General features: G+C 36.8%; 17 protein-coding genes. 12 read left to right on the top strand and 5 right to left on the bottom strand.

Annotation, left to right across the window (positions count from 1 at the left end; translation table 11 throughout):
• Positions 1–18: 18 nt before the first annotated feature.
• The 3 genes from NV377_RS09590 (at position 19) to NV377_RS09580 (ending at position 2,866) form a co-directional block, all read left to right on the top strand.
• Entirely contained in the window at positions 19–687 is a 669-nt protein-coding gene (locus NV377_RS09590; protein WP_258200975.1) for a DUF4956 domain-containing protein, read from the top strand.
• Between the two features lie 183 nt (positions 688–870).
• Complete coding sequence (gene rbsK / locus NV377_RS09585) at positions 871–1,794, top strand: ribokinase (protein WP_258200974.1); 924 nt, start codon at positions 871–873, stop codon at positions 1,792–1,794.
• A 187-nt stretch (positions 1,795–1,981) separates the two neighbouring features.
• Complete coding sequence (locus tag NV377_RS09580; protein WP_258200973.1) at positions 1,982–2,866, top strand: HAD family hydrolase; 885 nt, start codon at positions 1,982–1,984, stop codon at positions 2,864–2,866.
• A 134-nt stretch (positions 2,867–3,000) separates the two neighbouring features.
• Here NV377_RS09580 and NV377_RS09575 read toward each other — a convergent pair whose 3' ends face one another.
• The 3 genes from NV377_RS09575 to NV377_RS09565 form a co-directional block, all read right to left on the bottom strand.
• The gene (locus NV377_RS09575) at positions 3,001–3,333 is read right to left on the bottom strand and encodes an AzlD domain-containing protein (protein WP_258200972.1); all 333 of its coding nucleotides are present in this window, start codon (positions 3,331–3,333) and stop codon (positions 3,001–3,003) included.
• A complete protein-coding gene (locus NV377_RS09570) occupies positions 3,330–4,052 on the bottom strand; it encodes an AzlC family ABC transporter permease (RefSeq protein WP_258200971.1) in 723 nt (240 codons plus the stop codon). Before NV377_RS09570 ends, NV377_RS09575 begins: the two co-directional genes overlap by 4 nt.
• 64 nt (positions 4,053–4,116) lie before the next feature.
• Positions 4,117–5,277: an MFS transporter gene (locus NV377_RS09565; protein WP_258200970.1), complete on the bottom strand. Its 1,161-nt coding sequence runs from the start codon at positions 5,275–5,277 to the stop codon at positions 4,117–4,119.
• A gap of 194 nt (positions 5,278–5,471) precedes the next feature.
• On the opposite strand from NV377_RS09565, the gene NV377_RS09560 reads away from it, so the two are divergent.
• The 3 genes from NV377_RS09560 to NV377_RS09550 all read left to right on the top strand — a co-directional run bounded on the left by NV377_RS09560 (position 5,472) and on the right by NV377_RS09550 (position 7,589).
• On the top strand, positions 5,472–6,173 hold the full coding sequence (locus tag NV377_RS09560) for a Crp/Fnr family transcriptional regulator (protein ID WP_258200969.1): 702 nt from the start codon (positions 5,472–5,474) through the stop codon (positions 6,171–6,173).
• 170 nt (positions 6,174–6,343) lie between these two features.
• Positions 6,344–6,751 carry an Rrf2 family transcriptional regulator gene (locus NV377_RS09555; protein ID WP_258200968.1) on the top strand — a complete coding sequence of 136 codons (408 nt, stop codon included), beginning with the start codon at positions 6,344–6,346 and terminating at the stop codon, positions 6,749–6,751.
• Between the two features lie 205 nt (positions 6,752–6,956).
• Entirely contained in the window at positions 6,957–7,589 is a 633-nt protein-coding gene (locus tag NV377_RS09550; protein ID WP_258200967.1) for an NAD(P)-dependent oxidoreductase, read from the top strand.
• Positions 7,590–7,708: 119 nt separating this feature from the next.
• On the opposite strand, the gene NV377_RS09545 is transcribed toward NV377_RS09550, so the two are convergent.
• Positions 7,709–8,959, bottom strand: a complete 1,251-nt coding sequence (locus NV377_RS09545) for an S-layer homology domain-containing protein (protein ID WP_258200966.1) — start codon at positions 8,957–8,959, stop codon at positions 7,709–7,711.
• A gap of 301 nt (positions 8,960–9,260) precedes the next feature.
• On the opposite strand from NV377_RS09545, the gene NV377_RS09540 reads away from it, so the two are divergent.
• The 4 genes from NV377_RS09540 (at position 9,261) to NV377_RS09525 (ending at position 13,389) form a co-directional block, all read left to right on the top strand.
• Entirely contained in the window at positions 9,261–10,628 is a 1,368-nt protein-coding gene (locus tag NV377_RS09540) for a M14 family zinc carboxypeptidase (RefSeq protein WP_258200965.1), read from the top strand.
• Positions 10,629–10,816: 188 nt separating this feature from the next.
• A complete protein-coding gene (locus NV377_RS09535) occupies positions 10,817–11,236 on the top strand; it encodes a MarR family winged helix-turn-helix transcriptional regulator (protein WP_258200964.1) in 420 nt (139 codons plus the stop codon).
• A 3-nt stretch (positions 11,237–11,239) separates the two neighbouring features.
• Positions 11,240–12,427: an MFS transporter gene (locus NV377_RS09530; RefSeq protein WP_258200963.1), complete on the top strand. Its 1,188-nt coding sequence runs from the start codon at positions 11,240–11,242 to the stop codon at positions 12,425–12,427.
• A gap of 308 nt (positions 12,428–12,735) precedes the next feature.
• Complete coding sequence (locus tag NV377_RS09525) at positions 12,736–13,389, top strand: SGNH/GDSL hydrolase family protein (RefSeq protein ID WP_258200962.1); 654 nt, start codon at positions 12,736–12,738, stop codon at positions 13,387–13,389.
• Between the two features lie 390 nt (positions 13,390–13,779).
• On the opposite strand, the gene NV377_RS09520 is transcribed toward NV377_RS09525, so the two are convergent.
• Positions 13,780–14,532 (bottom strand): MerR family transcriptional regulator, encoded by a 753-nt coding sequence (locus tag NV377_RS09520; RefSeq protein ID WP_258200961.1) that lies wholly within the window; start codon positions 14,530–14,532, stop codon positions 13,780–13,782.
• A gap of 146 nt (positions 14,533–14,678) precedes the next feature.
• Between NV377_RS09520 and NV377_RS09515 the strand changes: the two genes are divergently transcribed.
• The gene (locus tag NV377_RS09515) at positions 14,679–15,617 is read left to right on the top strand and encodes an ABC transporter ATP-binding protein (protein WP_258200960.1); all 939 of its coding nucleotides are present in this window, start codon (positions 14,679–14,681) and stop codon (positions 15,615–15,617) included.
• An 11-nt stretch (positions 15,618–15,628) separates the two neighbouring features.
• Positions 15,629–16,840, top strand: coding sequence for an ABC transporter permease (locus NV377_RS09510; protein ID WP_258200959.1), 1,212 nt, complete (start codon positions 15,629–15,631; stop codon positions 16,838–16,840).

Raw genomic sequence — 16,840 nt, 5'->3', positions numbered from 1 at the left:
GAGCTAGGGGGAACGTTAATGTCATTTCAAGACATTATTAAAAAGAGTGTTATAACACTAGACAGTTTTAAATCGATCTCATATTATGATATGGTGTTAGGTTTAGTTGTTGCTTTTGGTCTAGGTATGTTTATCTATTTTATTTATCGTAAATCTTATCGTGGAGTAGTATATAGCTACAATTATAATGTATCTTTTGTATTGATGACGATGATTACAGCACTTATCATTATGACCATTAGTACGAATATCGTATTGTCACTTGGTATGGTTGGTGCTTTAAGTATTGTACGTTTCCGGACTGCTGTGAAAGATCCGTTAGATATTGTCTATATGTTCTGGGCGATCTCTGTCGGCATTGCTGTAGGAGCTAAAATATATCCTTTAGCTATATTTGGATCAGTTGTTATTGGTATCGTTATTTATTGGTTAAGTAAGCGTAAAATCCGTGAAGAGGCATATCTACTAATTATTCGCCATTCAGATGAAGCTACAGGTGGAGTACGTATTGAGACGAGAAAGTTAAGCGGTAAACTGAAGTCCAAAACGGTACGAAAAGGCTATACTGAAGTCACTTATGAGATTAAATTAAAAGATGATAATACTTCATTTCTCCAAACCATTGCTGAGCTTGAAGGAGTATCCGATGCATCATTAGTAAACTACACAGGTGATTACGCTCAATAACATGAGTTATAGAGTGTTCTCCTTCCGAAAATTAACACCTCTTCTCGACTGACGAAAGTCCGCTTTTAAAACTTGTTCTCATAGGGAAACCGTTTTGTGCAGCTAAAATTAGGCATGCACAAAACGGTTTTTTGTTATACTTAGAATTGATGATAGAGATTGAACTGTAGGAGAGATTTTAAGTTGAAGAAATTACTTGTCATTGGCAGTGTTAATATGGATATCGTTAGTGGAGTTAAGCAGTTTCCACTACCAGGTGAAACAATAGATAGTATTAGTCTTTCTTACTTCCCAGGAGGCAAGGGGGCTAATCAAGCGGTAGCAGCAGCTCGTTCAGGTGCTAATTGTTACATGATAGGTGCCGTTGGAAATGATGGATTTGCGGATAAACTTACTCATGAACTCGCACGAAGTGGAGTTAGGGTAGATCATGTATTACGAAAGCAAGGAGCCTCGGGCATTGCAATTATTACGGTGAATGAGGAAGGCGAGAACAATATTGTAATAGCTAAAGGTAGCAATAGTAAGTTGACATCTGCAGACATCGATGAACATGTTCATTGGGAAGCTGTCTACGCTGTACTATTACAAAATGAGATTAGTTGGGATACAACAAAGTATGTAATAGAACAAGCAAAGACGGCATCTGTTGCAGTTTGGCTTAATCCTGCGCCAGCAGTTTCTATACCGCAAACATTATGGAGTAGTATCGATACGTTTATAATGAATGAGACAGAGACAGCGGTCATTACAGGTATTCAAGTAGATAATGAGCAATCAGCACTACAAGCTGCGATGCTACTTATTGCAAAAGGTGTAAAGCGAGTTATCATTACACTGGGTGAGCATGGCTGTGTCTATGCAGACGTTCAAGGTGAGCAATATAGTATTCCTGCTATTAAAGTTAAAGCAGTCGATACAACCGCTGCAGGCGATACATTCATAGGGGCATTTGCAGCTGCTTCTTTTGCAGGAGAAGGTACAAAACAAGCTTTAGTATATGCTGTTGCGGCTTCAGCATTGGCGGTCACAAAAGCTGGTGCACAATCGTCGATCCCAACTCGTGAAGAAGTGATTTCGTTTATAGGAATGAATAAGTTGGTTTAGCAATAGAGGAACCTTTAAGATGAAAGTCAAAGATTACTAATAATAATTTACATAGATAAGACGAATGTTTTAGTGATTTCATATATAATATTATCAACTAGCTTGTTCTGGGTTCTAAACGCCTGCTTTTGAACATGCAATTTAAGTAGTGTATTACACAAGTGACAACAACGAACGGGGGAGCATTATGAAATTAATAGTTTCGGATATGGATGGCACATTGTTAAATCAAACTTGGCGCATTAGTGAGGAAAATAAACAAGCCATTTTAGAGGCACAAAAACAAGGCATTGAATTCGTGATAGCGACAGGAAGACCTTACACCAATGTAACTGCCATTCTAGAAGAAGCGGGAATTTCTTGTCCTGTTATTAGTCTAAATGGAGCAGAAACTCGTGATGTAGAAGGTAATCTACTAGCCAGCCAGCCATTATCTAAAGAACAAGTACGTAATGTGCATAATATATTATTAGAAGAAGATATGTATTTTGAACTTATGACTAGCATTGGTGCATTCAGTCTAAGTGAAGAACGTTGCAGAGCAATCTCAAGATATATCGCTTTACGCGAACTACCAGATCTATTAGAAGAAGAACGTGAGAAGATTGTTAATATGATGTTCGCTGAAAGAGTTCGCAATGAAAACTGTAAATTCGTAGACTCATTTGAACCATTACTTGAAGACAATGATATTGTAATCTTGAAAATATTTGCATTAACAACGTATGAGGATCGACTAGTTAAAGCAGATGCAAGATTACGTAAATTAGATGGACTTGCCATTACAAGTTCTGGACATGAAAATCTAGAAGTGAATAATCTAAATGGCCATAAAGGATATGCAGTATTAGAGTATGCGAAGAGCAAAGGAATTGATGCATCCGAGATTATGGCAATGGGTGACAGTTATAATGATCTTACTATGCTAACATCCGTAGGAAGAGGTGTAGCGATGGCTAATGCTTCGGAACATATTCGTAATCAAGTTGCATATACAACAAAGCGTAATACAGAATCAGGCGTTGCTCACGCTATCTATGAGATGCTGGCTAGTCGAGTACAGAATGTATAAACTGCAATTATAAATGTTCTAATAAGATACTACAAAAGGGTCAATCAGCATGTGCTGATTGACCCTTTTGCGTAATGAAATATAAGTTGTTAACTATTATAAGAATTCGTCATCTTCTCATTAGAGTGAAGTAATTAAATGAAATAACGTACTAAAGCCATAGCAATAACTCCAACCAGTACAGTTAAAGATAAGCTCCTGCTCCATATTGCAACAATAACAGTAGCAATTAATGCATATAAGAAAGGGAGATCGATTGAAATAGCGGTAATACCTTTTCCATCTATTGTCCATACATTCTCTACAATTAATGCAGTTAATATACAGATCGGAATGTAACTTAACCATTTCATCATCACTTCTGGAAGTACAACTTTTTTAACTAATATAAATGGAGCAATACGCGGTAACCAGGTAACAATTGCACATCCAATAATAATCCATATAAATGAGGTCGTTGTACTCATCGCTCCGTCAACACCCCAATCGTTGCCGCTAATATTGTAGCGATAATAACTGCGAAATGTGAGGGGAGAAAAAGCATCAATATAAACATAAATAAAATCGTATATCCAACAACGAGTAACATTGGTTTCAACTTATTAGACGCAACTTGCTGTAGTTGTAATATAAGTAACGCAACGAACATGGCAGTTAATGCGAAATCTAGCCCCAACATTTCAGGGTTATTAATCCATTGTCCTAAGCATGCTCCAGCAATACTGGAAATAATCCAACATAAATAAGCAGTTATATTAAGTCCATTCATCCAGCTAGCTTGAAGACGGTGTTGACTCATCAGCTTTGTTGAAGCAACACCAAATGTTTCATCTGTTAACAAAGTGCCGATTCCAATATTACGCCATATAGAATACGACTTGAATGCTGGAGCAACCGTTAGCCCCATTAGGAAATGTCGCAAATTTACAATGAATGTAGTAAAAACAACAACGGATAGCGGGGTATGTGCAACTAATAGTGCGCAAATTATAAATTGCGCCGAGCCGGCGTATACGAATATTGATAGTAATATTATTTCGAGCATTGAAAAATTAGATGCAGAACCGACAATACCGAAAGCTCCACCTATTCCAATATATCCAAGTAAAGTAGGTATGCAATCTTTAACACCTTGCCAAAATAACTGTTTTTCCGAAGGTGGAGATAATATTGTTTCATTAATCATAAATTGTTCGCCATTCCTTTACAGTGATAAGTTATTATATTGTAATGGTTGACGATATTTATGTCTATGCATTGTTATCTAGTGGTACGGGTCTTGTTGTTGAGAATATAGCTAGTCCAAGTGCGATAGCCATTACAATACAAGCAGCCCAACTGTTGGTAGTTACATCTTCTGTGAAATCAATAAGAAAACCGCCTAATGCTGATCCACCAGCAATTCCGAATTGAAGTGCCGAGTTATGAATACTTTGCTGAATATCGCCAGTTTTCGGGCTAGTTTGAATAAGATACGCTTGTTGCGGTGGTGATACTGCCCAAGACATGATCCCCCAAATAATAAGCAATGGGATAAAGAGATAGAAATTGTCACGAGTCAATGAAATTAACAATAATGTTACTAGAAATGTCGACACAATTGTTACGACAGCCCGTCGTGGATTGATTTTATCAGATAGAATGCCGCCTATAAATCCACCAGCAATAGCTGAGAATCCAAACGCGAAGTAGATCATACTTACTTGGCTTGCATTCAATCCATAATATTGCTGAACGTAAGGAGTTAAATAGGCATAGAACAAATAGTGACCGCCAATAGCAAACATCATCATCAGATGTCCAGAAGCGATTTTGATTTGTTTAACAGCTTGGAATTGTTCGCGGATCGTAATAACTTTGCCTCCAGGTACTTTCTCGATAAATAACACAATAATAAAGAAGGCAATGACCGTTAGAATGGAAGCGATAAGAAAGATAATTCGCCAACTCCAAAAATCACTTATTAACACCCCAATGGGAATACCTATAACGATGGACGAACTAATTCCCATGGACACAAAACCAATAGCTCTAGCACGATAGTGCTCGGGTACAACTTTAATCGATAACGTTAAAGCGAGTACGATAACGAGTGAGCCTGATGCGGCATTCACAATTCGAGCGATTAGTAGAATGTAGTAATTGGGTGCAAGAAAGGCGATCATCGTACCAACGAAGAAAATACTTAATGAGATTAATAAAAGTTTTTTGCGCTCGATTTTTGATGTAGCAGACAATAATAACGGACCTGCGATAGCAAAAACAAGTGAAAAAACTGTAATAAGTAAGCCAGCGGAGGAAATACTAACATTTAGATCTTCCGAGATTTGAGGAAGAATGCCTCCAATAATAAGTTCAACTAATCCAACAACAAAAGCTGCAATCGTCAAAGCGATAACCCGGATGTTCATGTAAATACTCATTCCTTTTCATGATACTGTTATAATTAAGGTTCTTCTCATGTTCCTTGTATATTATAGGCAATAACCTCAACTCACAAAAGGACATATGTCCTAATTTGTTAATGGTAATTATATTTTCCTTTTTGAAGTTGAGCAAACTGTATAGATTATAAAGTAATGAAAAGTTTTTGGAGGTAATACGTATGACTCATGATCAAGAACAACTACGGATTAAGGAATGGCTAACCGAATACGATATGGCGCAGCTATTTCATGAAACAACTTTTGCACAGATGAGCTTGAGACAACTTCAGCCTGGCGATTTATTAGTTGAAAATGGAGATCAAATGCAACATTTATATATTCAAGTAGAAGGTAAATTGAAAATATCTACAGCTTTGCCTAATGGACGCACATTGCTCTTGCGCTTTTGCCAACCGATATCATTAATTGGTGATATGGAGCTTGTTAATGGTGAACAAGCAAAAGTGTTTGTAGAGGCAATTAATACGTCGACGGTTATTGCGATTCCTTATCGAGCACTTCAAGAGTATGAATTGAAGCATGCCCAATTTCTAAGATATTTACTAGATCATGTTTCACATAAATTAAATAGTATCTCCTTATCGGCAAGTGTGAACGTCCTTACTTCAGTAGAAAATCGTTTTGCAAGCTATTTGATTTCTATCGCGCAAAATACAGAACATTTGAAATTTAAACGCGGCGAATTAGAAACGACTAAGCTAACTGAAATTGCAGAATTATTGGGAACTAGCTACCGACATTTGAATCGTGTTATCAAAAAGTTCGTTGATCAAAAATTAATTCAGAAGCACTACAATGGAATCGTCATTATAGATATGGAAGGTTTACAGAAGTTAAGTAACGGAAGTCTGTATCAATAGCTATTAAAGCAATAAACTAGCTATTAATATTAGACGTTTTATGTGCTACACTATTTAAAAGTTATAGTAAAAGAGTAACGCTTTAATAATGGCTTCCAAATAATGAGGAAGAAGTAGCTATTGCAATTCCGTTTAAATGTAACTATAATAATTACATTGAGGTGAGACAAATGGTTAACAATCGTATGTCTGTCGCAATCCATGTGATGAGTCTCATTGCTCTTACTGAGCAAAAGGAATTACTGACATCCGAATGGATTGCTGGTAGTGTCAATACGAATCCAGTTGTCATTAGGAGAATTACATCCTCCCTTAAGAAGGCAGGTCTATTGCGTTCCGGTCGAGGAACGAAAGGGATGTCTCTAACGAAAGCTGTAAATGATATTACGCTATACGAAATTTATAATGCGGTAACACCTGATCATGAGCTATTTGCCATTCATAAGGATACCAATATAGATTGTCGTGTTGGACGTAAGATCGAGAGTAGCTTGAGTGAAGTCTATGCAAGTTTGGGAAAAAAGCTTGAGGATGAATTATCGCAAGTGACATTGGGCATGATAACAGATCGAATCTAGTGAAAGCTGGACGATCTTTTTTTCTAACTTTTAATGTAACAATTAAAGTTACTTTTGTTTTTCAATCGGACCATGCTTTCGAAGTATTTTTTATTTGCAAGATGTAACTCAAGTAGTCAATAAAAAAGGTAATGCTTACGAAGCAACTTTTTATGAACAAGAAGTTGCAACAGGAAGAACATAAAAATTCTTAGGAGGAAACAAAATGAAAATTGCAGTTATTGGAGCAAGTGGTAAAGCAGGGTCTAACATCGTGGAGGAAGCATTGAATCGTGGGTTTGAAGTTACTGCGTTCGTGCGTGATGCATCAAAAGTAAGTAATGGTAAAGTTAACGTTATTGAAAAGGATATTCAAGCACTTACGACTGAAGACATTAAAGGGTTTGATGTTGTAGTTAATGCTTTTGGTGCTCCGTTCGGTTCCGAGCAGCTACATGTGGAGCTTGGTCAACATCTTATTGATATATTCCAAGGCGTATCAACTCGTCTAATTGTTGTTGGTGGTGCAGGAAGTTTGTATGTTGATCCTGAATTGACAACAAAAGTAATGGATACAGCTGATTTCCCTGAAATGTTCTATGCAACAGCAAGTAATCAAGGACGCAACTTAGAGGACTTGAAAGCTTCAAGTATTAACTGGACATTCCTAAGTCCTGGTGGCTTCTTCGATCCAGAAGGAAAACGTAGTGGTACTTACAAAGTTGGTGGCGATCAGTTAATTTTGAACGATCAACAAGAAAGCTATATTAGCTACAGTGATTATGCGATTGCAATTGTTGATGAAATCGATAACGCTAACCATGTAAAAGCTCGCTTTAGCGTTGTTGGACCTCATTAATTAATATTCAAAGAAAATAATAGCCCCACTACGAAATGCGCAATGCATAAGTAGTGGGGCTATTGTGCTTATAATTGTAGGGAACTAGCTAATTAACAGAATGCGAATAATTATTAGTTTTACTCTTTTCCTGGAATCGTTAATAGGAAATAAGAAATAACCGTACTCTCTGCATATCCAGCAGAGATGAAGATGATCTGATCTTGAGAAGTTTGGATGATAGGTTCGAATTCAAAGTATACGACTTTCTTATCTTTATCGTAATAACGTTTGGTAACGTCAATATAATAAAGCTCGTCATGATTAAGGAATTCGTAAGAGAATTCAACTTCATCTAAGTTAGTAGCGTATTCATAGATTTTATTCTCCCATTCATAGCTATCAAATTTCAGATTTTCTACTAAATGGAACTCAATAAGACCATTACTGACAACAATCTCATTAATATTGTTATAGCTTATATGAATATCCTTCGTCGCAATGACCTCACCAGTTGATTTTGAAGTAGCTACAACGGTAATATCTCCTATCCATAATGCCCAACTTGTTTTAAGTACGCCAGTTTTTTTATCTATTTGTAAGCTTTGATATACGGTCTCTTTGGTAATGGCATCTTCTTCTGCATAATAAGTTGGAATAGTATTTCCATCAGCTACAATAATACTCCACTCAACATTGGCATGAGACTCTGAAAGTTTATAGTTATGATAGATTTGATCTTCTGCTGGCTCGTAATCTAGTGAAATTTGCTCATCGCCAATAATATAGGTTTTACCTTTATCGATAGCAGGTAATAAACTAATATCAGATAATTCAACTGGACGAGCCTTAAGCTCTTTCATCCCATTATCATGTAGATTTTTAATAAATTGAACGGCTTCTGCACGTGTTAATAAGCCATAACCTTGATATCCATTTACTGTTTTTGAAGATTTACCTTTAGAAAATTCATTAACGAGTAAGTACTGAATAGAATAATCTCCGGTATAGTTAACGCCGTTAGCTCCTGCAATAATATCAGCAACGGTTCCACGTTTAATACTACTATTGCGCTTATCCATATTTTTGCTGCCGTTAACAGGATAATTCAATGTTTTTACTGCTTGATACGAAGCTTCTGACCAATGCTGACTTTTATCCGTTGTTGGCAAAGAATAATTGAAGCTTCTTAGTAACATTGTAACAAATTCTGCCTCAGTTACATTATTATTCGGACGAAATGTATTGTCAGAATATCCAGTAGTAACATTGTTTTCTTGCGCCCATTGGATAGCCTCTTTTGCCCAATGATTGTTAACATCTGTGTAGGATGAACTTGCTGCATGGGTCTTTGGTAGTGAGCATGTTAGCAAAATTAGTACCGATAACATGAGTAGCATAGACCTTGATAGCGTTGTATGAGTAAAATTAATGGGAATTACCTCCTAGACATTTTTCTATAAATTAACATATGATAGTTTAATAGTCAATTTTATTGTCGGATTAATAGGTTTAATGTCGATGGTTATGAAATATAGTATAAAAGTTCTATTAATCTAGTTGATATGAAGGCATTTTTTAGGTAAGTTATATATATTGTTGTAAAAATATCAATATGTTTCCTTTAATCAGGTTTTACTATATTTATAGTCATAATAGATTGCAAATTGTCATCATCTTGGGAGGAACGTAATGAGGATTAAATCAATAGTAGCTGGTCTGATCATCCTAGCTATGCTAATGCCATTTCACCATGCAAATGCTGCGGATGTTGTAAAACAAAAAAAAGAATATACTTATGAGATGGTGAAAAGAGATCTTATTGCACTAGAGAAGAGTTATCCCGATCTTGTTGAATTGAAAACGATAGGAAAGACGGAATATGATCGCGATATCTATGCAATATCAATTGGAAAAGGGACGCCAACAGCATTTATTAATGCATCACATCATGCAAGAGAGTATTTTACAACAGCTATTGTTATGAATCAGATTCAAGACTTGCTTACACGTTCTGAGACAGAAGAGAAAGTAAATACATTACTTGATCACGTCACGCTGTGGTTCGTACCTATGGTAAATGCAGATGGAGTTACACTTGTTCAACAAGGTGTATCCGCATTTCCGCAAGAAGATAGAAACGCAATACTTGCGATGAATGATGGGAAAACGGACTTTTCGAGATGGAAAGCTAACGCTAAAGGCATTGATCTCAATAGACAATACCCGGCAGATTGGGCGAATATCAGATCTAATCCCGGTAAAACGAATTATGCTAATTATAAGGGAAGCGCACCATTACAAACAAAAGAAAATCAAGCTATTATAACTTTTACATACGAGATTGATCCACAAATGACGATGTCATATCATTCTTCCGGACAAGTGATTTACTGGAATTTTCATAATGCTGAGAGCAATATAGCTAGAGATACAAAATTAGCTAGACAATTAGCACAAATGACAGGATATAAATTAATGACGCCGACAGCTAACCCTTCTGGAGGAGGATATTCAGATTGGTTTATTCAAACGTTCAAACGTCCTGCTTATACACCCGAACTAGCAATAAGCAGTGGCGAAAGACCAGTAAAATTGAATCAATTTGCCGAAGAGTGGAAACGTAATAAGGAAGTTCCAATATGGTTGGCAGAAAATGTTTATACATTATGGAGAGATAAAGTTCAAAGCGAATTAGTAGAAGAAGAATTAGAAATTACGTTAACAGAGAAAACAAAAATATATCATTCGATGAGTAAAAGCGATTCTGCTTATGCTTCCATCTCACCATCAACCATTAAATCTTCTGCTCATTGGGATAAATGGTATCGTGTTGATACATGGTTAGGTGAAAAATACATTTATGTAGCGGATGCAGAGATCGAAACTGCTGAAAAGACAGTAAAAATTTCTAAATCTACTACGATGCATGCTATTCCTTATGAAAATTCAAAAGTAAAAGGGTATTTATCTCCACAAGAAATCAAAGTAATTACACAAACAGGGAACTGGTCAAAGGTTAACACATGGTTAGGAGAAGTATGGATACAAGCGAAGTAATGACGGTAGTGATAGTCGAGCAAAGCAATTGGATTTCATCATGAAATCCAATTGCTTTTTTATTAACATTTACAAAAATCCAAAAAAGTATTATAGTTAGTTAGCCTAACTAACTATAATGCAGACAAAGATGATTCGCAACGAAAAGCATAAGTTAGTAATAAGCAATTATAGGGAGGTGTATTCATTTGAAACAAAGTTTAATGTCTAATCTTCGTTTAGTTTCTCGTCTGTACATTAATGGTCTGACCGAATTGTTAATTCCGTATAACTTTACTGCACTTCAATGGGCACTATTACGCTATGTTGTAGAGAATGGGGAGTCCACATATTCTGATGTAGCAACGAAATGGCAAATGGAAAATCCAACGATTACTCCAGTCGCTCACAATCTTGTTAAGCGCCAACTAATTGAAATTAGAACAGGTGTAGATAAGCGTCAAAAAATAATGGTAGTTACTCCGCTTGGGCAAGAGCAATACGATAAAATTCAATATAAAATTCATCCCTATCTTGAAGAAGTATTTGAAGGAATAGATGAACAGCAACAAATTGCTTTACAAGAAGTGCTTGAAAATATGTACAAAAACATGACGAGAAGGGGTTAAGAAGTGGAGAAAGAGAAATTATGGACGAAACAGTTCATGATTGTATCATTAATCAATTTTCTGATTGTATTGATGTTTTATTTATTAATGGTAACAATCGCGTCCTATGCAAAGTCAGAATACAATGCTTCAACAAGTACAGCAGGTTTAGTATCTAGTATTTTTATTATTGGCTCATTGATTGGTCGATTGTTTTCGGGTAGATTAATTAGCTCATTAGGTTCAAAGAAAATATTGTGGATAGGAATTATTACATTTCTTTTTACATCATGTCTGTACTTTATTCACATTGGTATTGGTTTCTTAATGATCACACGATTACTACAAGGTATTGCAGTTGGTATAGTAGGAACAGCATCAGGTACAGTAATTGCTCAAATTGTTCCTCAATCACGTAAAGGTGAAGGGATTGGATATTATAGTTTAAGTGCAATTCTTGCTACCGCTATTGGACCATTGATTGGGATTTGGTTACTGAAGTTAGATAGCGGATTTACTTGGATGTTTGCTCTTAATGTTATCGTTTCAGTTATTTCAATAGTCATTATTATGATCTCTAAACTTGAGGTACCCGTTATTAAATTAACAAAAGGAACAAGTCATGGATCCACATCTTTTGTATCAAAATTTCTTGAGATCCGTGCAGTTCCGATTTCCTTTGTTGCTTTATTAGTTGGTTTCTCTTATTCAGGTGTAATGTCATTTCTTTCATTTTATGCGGAAGATATTAATTTGGTAGAAGCATCGGGTTACTTTTTCTTAGTTTATGCCCTTATCATTATCTTCTCTAGACCGATCACAGGTAAAATATTTGATGCTCGTGGTGCTAATATTATTGTATATCCATGTCTAGTATTATTTGCAATCGGAATGATCTTATTCAGCCAAGCAACAGTAGGGTGGGTACTTCTAGTTTCTGCTGTACTGATTGGAGTTGGATATGGTAATTTTAATTCCGTTGCTCAAGCTGTTGCGGTAAAAGTTACACCTAGTCATCGCGTAGGGTTAGCTACGTCAACTTATTTTATTTTGTATGATCTTGGCCTTGGCTTGGGACCGTACATTTTAGGTTTCATCGTGCCTGCAAGTGGTTATCGTGCAATCTTCTTATCTATGGCCGTACTTATTGTTATTTGTATACCTGTGTATTACATCTTACACGGTCGTAAAGACAAAGTCTTATTACGATAAAAATCATTGGAATTTTAGCTTTAAAGCTGTAAATAATCGTGTTATGATATAAAGCCTGCTGTACATATGTGGATGAATATCACATATGCACAATGCGGGCTTTTGTTATCCCCGTAACCCACAGCTTACTCACATATTCACCTCTTAATAAGCCAAAAAAACATTATCCACATGTGTACAACTGAAAAAAGCAGTTATGTCGCTGTGGATATTGAAAGCGTTTAATTATTTGTGAATAACTCTATAAAATATCACTATTCCATAGTAAGATCATAGATATACCATCATCTATATGGGGGAATTAAACTATGATATTAGAAAAAGGGCAGAAACTATTATTTATTGGTGATTCCATTACAGATTGTGATCGTTCAAAACCCGAAGGTGAAGGGTTATTCGATGCACTAGGTCGAGGATATGTATCACTTGTGAATGGCTTACTTCAGTCAACTTATCCCGAGCTGGGGATAAGAGTTGTGAACAAAGGAACTAGTGGTAATACCGTTAGAGATTTGAAAGCAAGGTGGCAAGAAGATGTTATCCAGCAAAGACCAGACTGGTTAGCTATCATGATCGGTATTAATGATGTATGGAGACAATATGATGCACCATTTATTACAGATTATCATGTCTATATTGATGAATATGAAGCAACATTACACTCTCTCATTACTGAAGCAAAACAATCAGTGCCAAATATCGTTCTTATGACGCCTTTTTATATTGAACCAAATGTGAATGATGCGATGCGTGCAACGATGGATCAATATGGAGCTGTTGTAAAACGATTGGGTGCTGAACTTGAATTACAGGTTATTGATATTCAAGCAGCTTTCGAAGGGGTTCTACAGCATTTGTATCCAGCAACACTCGCATGGGATCGAGTTCATCCAACTCCAGCGGGCCACTTAGTATTAGCGAAGGCTTTCCTTAAAGAAGTAGGGTTTGTCTGGGATCGCTAAAGCGGTAGTTCAAAACGTCCGCCCGTGATCACGATGACTATGCTAACGTATCTTAGTCGGCATCGAATATGCCCCCATCGAAAGCCTGCGTGTGTTCATGTACTAATAGCGTACGCTGCGCTACTCGTTTTCGCTGTGGGTTATCTTCTTGGTGCTGACGTGCGAACGTTTTGAACGTTTATTGGAAGAGGATGTTCAAAATACAGACTTATCCACAGTAGAACAATAATGAAAGAATCAAGTAATAAGCCTTCAGCGTTGTACGTTTGTACAACACTGAAGGCTTATTTGTCGTTCGCTATGTTGTAAAGAATACTCATTCTACAACTAAGCTATACGGAATAACAATTAAAGTGTAAGTTTCATAAAGTCAGCTTTTTGAACTACTACTTATAGTTGCTCTAGTTTCATTTTATTGCCCCAATGCTCCATCGCATCACACATATATTGTGCTAATCCTGTACCATAACGGTCAATGTTGTTAGTGAAACGTTCATCCATTATATACATTTGACCTAAACCGATAAATGCATCGTAAGAATACGTTCCAAAGTTATTGTTAAGCATATGGAACCATTCAGCAGTAAGTTGTTCCGTCTCTGGACTATCAACAGCGGTTCCGATTCTGTTCGCAAACTGTTGATATAGTTGTTCCCATTGCTCGCTAATGTTTCGTTTTTGCTCGGTACTGAATGAATTCATTTTATTTTTACTTTGATCTACAGATTCATTACCCCATTTTTCTCTTGCTTCTTGTTCATAAGGGTTGTGATCCCATTGTAATCCTGCAAATTGTTCTTTCGCTGACATTGTTTTTTCTCCTTTCAAATGTGCAATCGTGTGCTCAATGGTCGCAATCATTTTGTCATATTGACTACGCTTAACGATTAGACTTTTACGTTGCAATTCCAAAGCATCAAAGGTATCGAAGGTAGCGCTTTGAATCATTTCTTTAATATGCTTCAAGCTGAAGCCTAATTCTTTGAAAAACAATATATGCTGTAATGTCTGTAAATTATGAGGTGAGTACTGACGATAACCGGCAGCTGAAAGTTGATCAGGCTTCAACAAGCCGATCTCGTCATAATGATGTAAAGTACGTATGCTAACACCGACTAATTGCGAAACTTCTTTTACGTTCATAATCTTCAGCTCCTTCGATAAGTTCACTATAAAGCATACCGTAACGTGAGGGTCAATCATAATTTAATGAAATAGTCGGATTTTGTACATAGAATATTAACCTAGTTAATGATAAAATTAGGTATTATTTGGAAGAGGTGACTGGAATGCTATATATTGACCAACTCCATAAGAGCTATGGACAACAAGAAGTTGTGAAAGGCTTGTCACTACATATTGAAAAGGGAGAGTCATACGGATTATTAGGACCTAATGGTGCAGGTAAATCTACAACTATTAGTATGATTAGCGGGTTGTTAAAGCCAGTTCAAGGTAGCATAATAGTTGGTGGCATCAGTATGATTGATTCACCAAAAAAAGCGCAACAGCTACTGGGCGTGGTGCCACAAGAAATTGCATTATATATGCCTATGACTGCGAAGGAAAACTTGATGTTTTGGGGTAGAATGTATGGATTGAAGGGCGAGTTTTTGAAACAACGCGTACAAGAAGTGTTAACTATTATTGGGTTAACTGACCGTGCCAATGACAAAGTTGGTACGTTTTCTGGTGGTATGAAACGCAGAGTTAACATTGGTGCAGCAATATTACATAATCCTAAACTTCTTATTATGGATGAACCGACTGTCGGGATAGACCCTCAATCTCGTAATCATATATTGGAAACAGTAAAAGTATTGAATGAGCAAGGTATGACCATTATTTACACTAGTCATTACATGGAAGAAGTAGAGTTTCTATGTCAGCGCATAGGTATTATGGATCAGGGACAATTAATTGCTGAAGGTACGATTGAGCAATTGCAGCAAGTGGTTGGTAACAAAACATCACTTACCATTACGATACAAGAGCCGATTCAACATATGGATAATTTCATTCAATCGTTACAACATATTTGTCCAGAGGAGAACTTCACCGTTCAAGAACATAAGTTAACCGTGATGAGTGCTGATGCACAGCGTATTATCGTTACAGTATTGCCTTTTCTTGCAGAGCAAGGCTTGTCCGTAACAGCTATTGATCTAGTTCAACCTAATTTAGAAAACGTATTTCTACATTTAACGGGGCGCAGTTTGCGCGATTAGGAGGAGTCAATATGCTAAGTATGTGGATTGTGCAGAAAGATTTGCTCCTGCTTATACGCAATAAAAAAGCGCTTCTTACGTTATTACTAATGCCTTTAATATTAATTGCCATATTAGGTTCCGCTTTTAGTAATATGTTTGCAAGTACTGAAGATGAAACGGTAGCGATGTTTCATATCGGAGTAGTGAATGAAGATGGAACTGAACAGAGTGATCGCTTCGTGGAAGATGTATTACAGAATCAGTTGAGTAACTTTATGACGATAGAAGAAATTACACGTTCAGAGATTAACGAAGCGATGGATAGTGAGCGAATTAGCGTTACACTCCTTATTCCGAAGGGATTTGGCGATCAGCTAATAAATAATAATTTACCAGAGGTAGAGTTGATTTCTGCAGGGGAAAGCAGTATTCAAACGTCTATTATAGAGAGTGCATTAATTCAATACCAACAAGTGAACGCTGGAATTACTGCAACAGTAGCTACATTAACGAATCATTACACGGAGTTAGCGCAAAAAGGTGAGCCTATTAGTGGTGAGATGTATGATGCGAACTCAGAGATGATGACATTAGCAGAGCCAATACATGAGGTTACCGTTTCGGGGACGGAGAAGACTGTAGGATCATTCCAATATTACGCAGTAGCGATGGGTGTTATGTTTCTTACCATGACCGTTGTAACGCTGGTAGGTACGATGATAGAGGAGAAAAATGATACCGTATATGCTCGTCAATTGACAACGAGATTAGTAGCCGGGCAGTATGTTGTTGGTAAATTCATAGGTCTATTGATCATTAGCTTAGTCCAGCTTAGTTTAATTGTCGGTGGTACGTCATTGCTCTATGGCGTCGATTGGGGTGACTCTATCTCTGCAATTTTGTTAACGATGTTCAGCTTTACTTTAAGTACGACTGGTCTAGGAGTTCTCGTAGGCTCATTTATGAAAACTGAAGAGTCGTTCGGGTCGATCGGTATGATAGGGACACAGATTATGTCTGCTCTTGGTGGTAGTTTTGTGCCTATCTATATGTTCCCTGATTGGATGGTAGTTATATCTAAAGTGCTTCCCAACGCACTTGCACTCCAAATGTTTATGAACATTATGACCGGTGAGGGAGTTGCAACAATAGCGAATGAAGCTATCATTGCAACTGGAGTAGGATTGCTATTACTTGTGCTAGCATGGATGCGTCTAGCTCGTAAAGGGGGCATCGCATAA

It is taken from the genome of Paenibacillus endoradicis, assembly GCF_024721975.1.
Note: the sequence above shows the minus strand (reverse complement) of the source record. Positions and strands in the feature narration are given on the sequence as shown.

Coding starts and splice junctions, on each gene's coding strand:
- NV377_RS09590 (WP_258200975.1), top strand. CDS start 19: ATGTCATTTCAAGACATTATTAAAAAGAGTGTTATAACACTAGACAGT.
- NV377_RS09580 (WP_258200973.1), top strand. CDS start 1,982: ATGAAATTAATAGTTTCGGATATGGATGGCACATTGTTAAATCAAACT.
- NV377_RS09575 (WP_258200972.1), bottom strand. CDS start 3,333: ATGAGTACAACGACCTCATTTATATGGATTATTATTGGATGTGCAATT.
- NV377_RS09570 (WP_258200971.1), bottom strand. CDS start 4,052: ATGATTAATGAAACAATATTATCTCCACCTTCGGAAAAACAGTTATTT.
- NV377_RS09565 (WP_258200970.1), bottom strand. CDS start 5,277: ATGAACATCCGGGTTATCGCTTTGACGATTGCAGCTTTTGTTGTTGGA.
- NV377_RS09560 (WP_258200969.1), top strand. CDS start 5,472: ATGACTCATGATCAAGAACAACTACGGATTAAGGAATGGCTAACCGAA.
- NV377_RS09555 (WP_258200968.1), top strand. CDS start 6,344: ATGGTTAACAATCGTATGTCTGTCGCAATCCATGTGATGAGTCTCATT.
- NV377_RS09550 (WP_258200967.1), top strand. CDS start 6,957: ATGAAAATTGCAGTTATTGGAGCAAGTGGTAAAGCAGGGTCTAACATC.
- NV377_RS09545 (WP_258200966.1), bottom strand. CDS start 8,959: ATGTTATCGGTACTAATTTTGCTAACATGCTCACTACCAAAGACCCAT.
- NV377_RS09540 (WP_258200965.1), top strand. CDS start 9,261: ATGAGGATTAAATCAATAGTAGCTGGTCTGATCATCCTAGCTATGCTA.
- NV377_RS09525 (WP_258200962.1), top strand. CDS start 12,736: ATGATATTAGAAAAAGGGCAGAAACTATTATTTATTGGTGATTCCATT.
- NV377_RS09520 (WP_258200961.1), bottom strand. CDS start 14,532: ATGAACGTAAAAGAAGTTTCGCAATTAGTCGGTGTTAGCATACGTACT.
- NV377_RS09515 (WP_258200960.1), top strand. CDS start 14,679: ATGCTATATATTGACCAACTCCATAAGAGCTATGGACAACAAGAAGTT.
- NV377_RS09510 (WP_258200959.1), top strand. CDS start 15,629: ATGCTAAGTATGTGGATTGTGCAGAAAGATTTGCTCCTGCTTATACGC.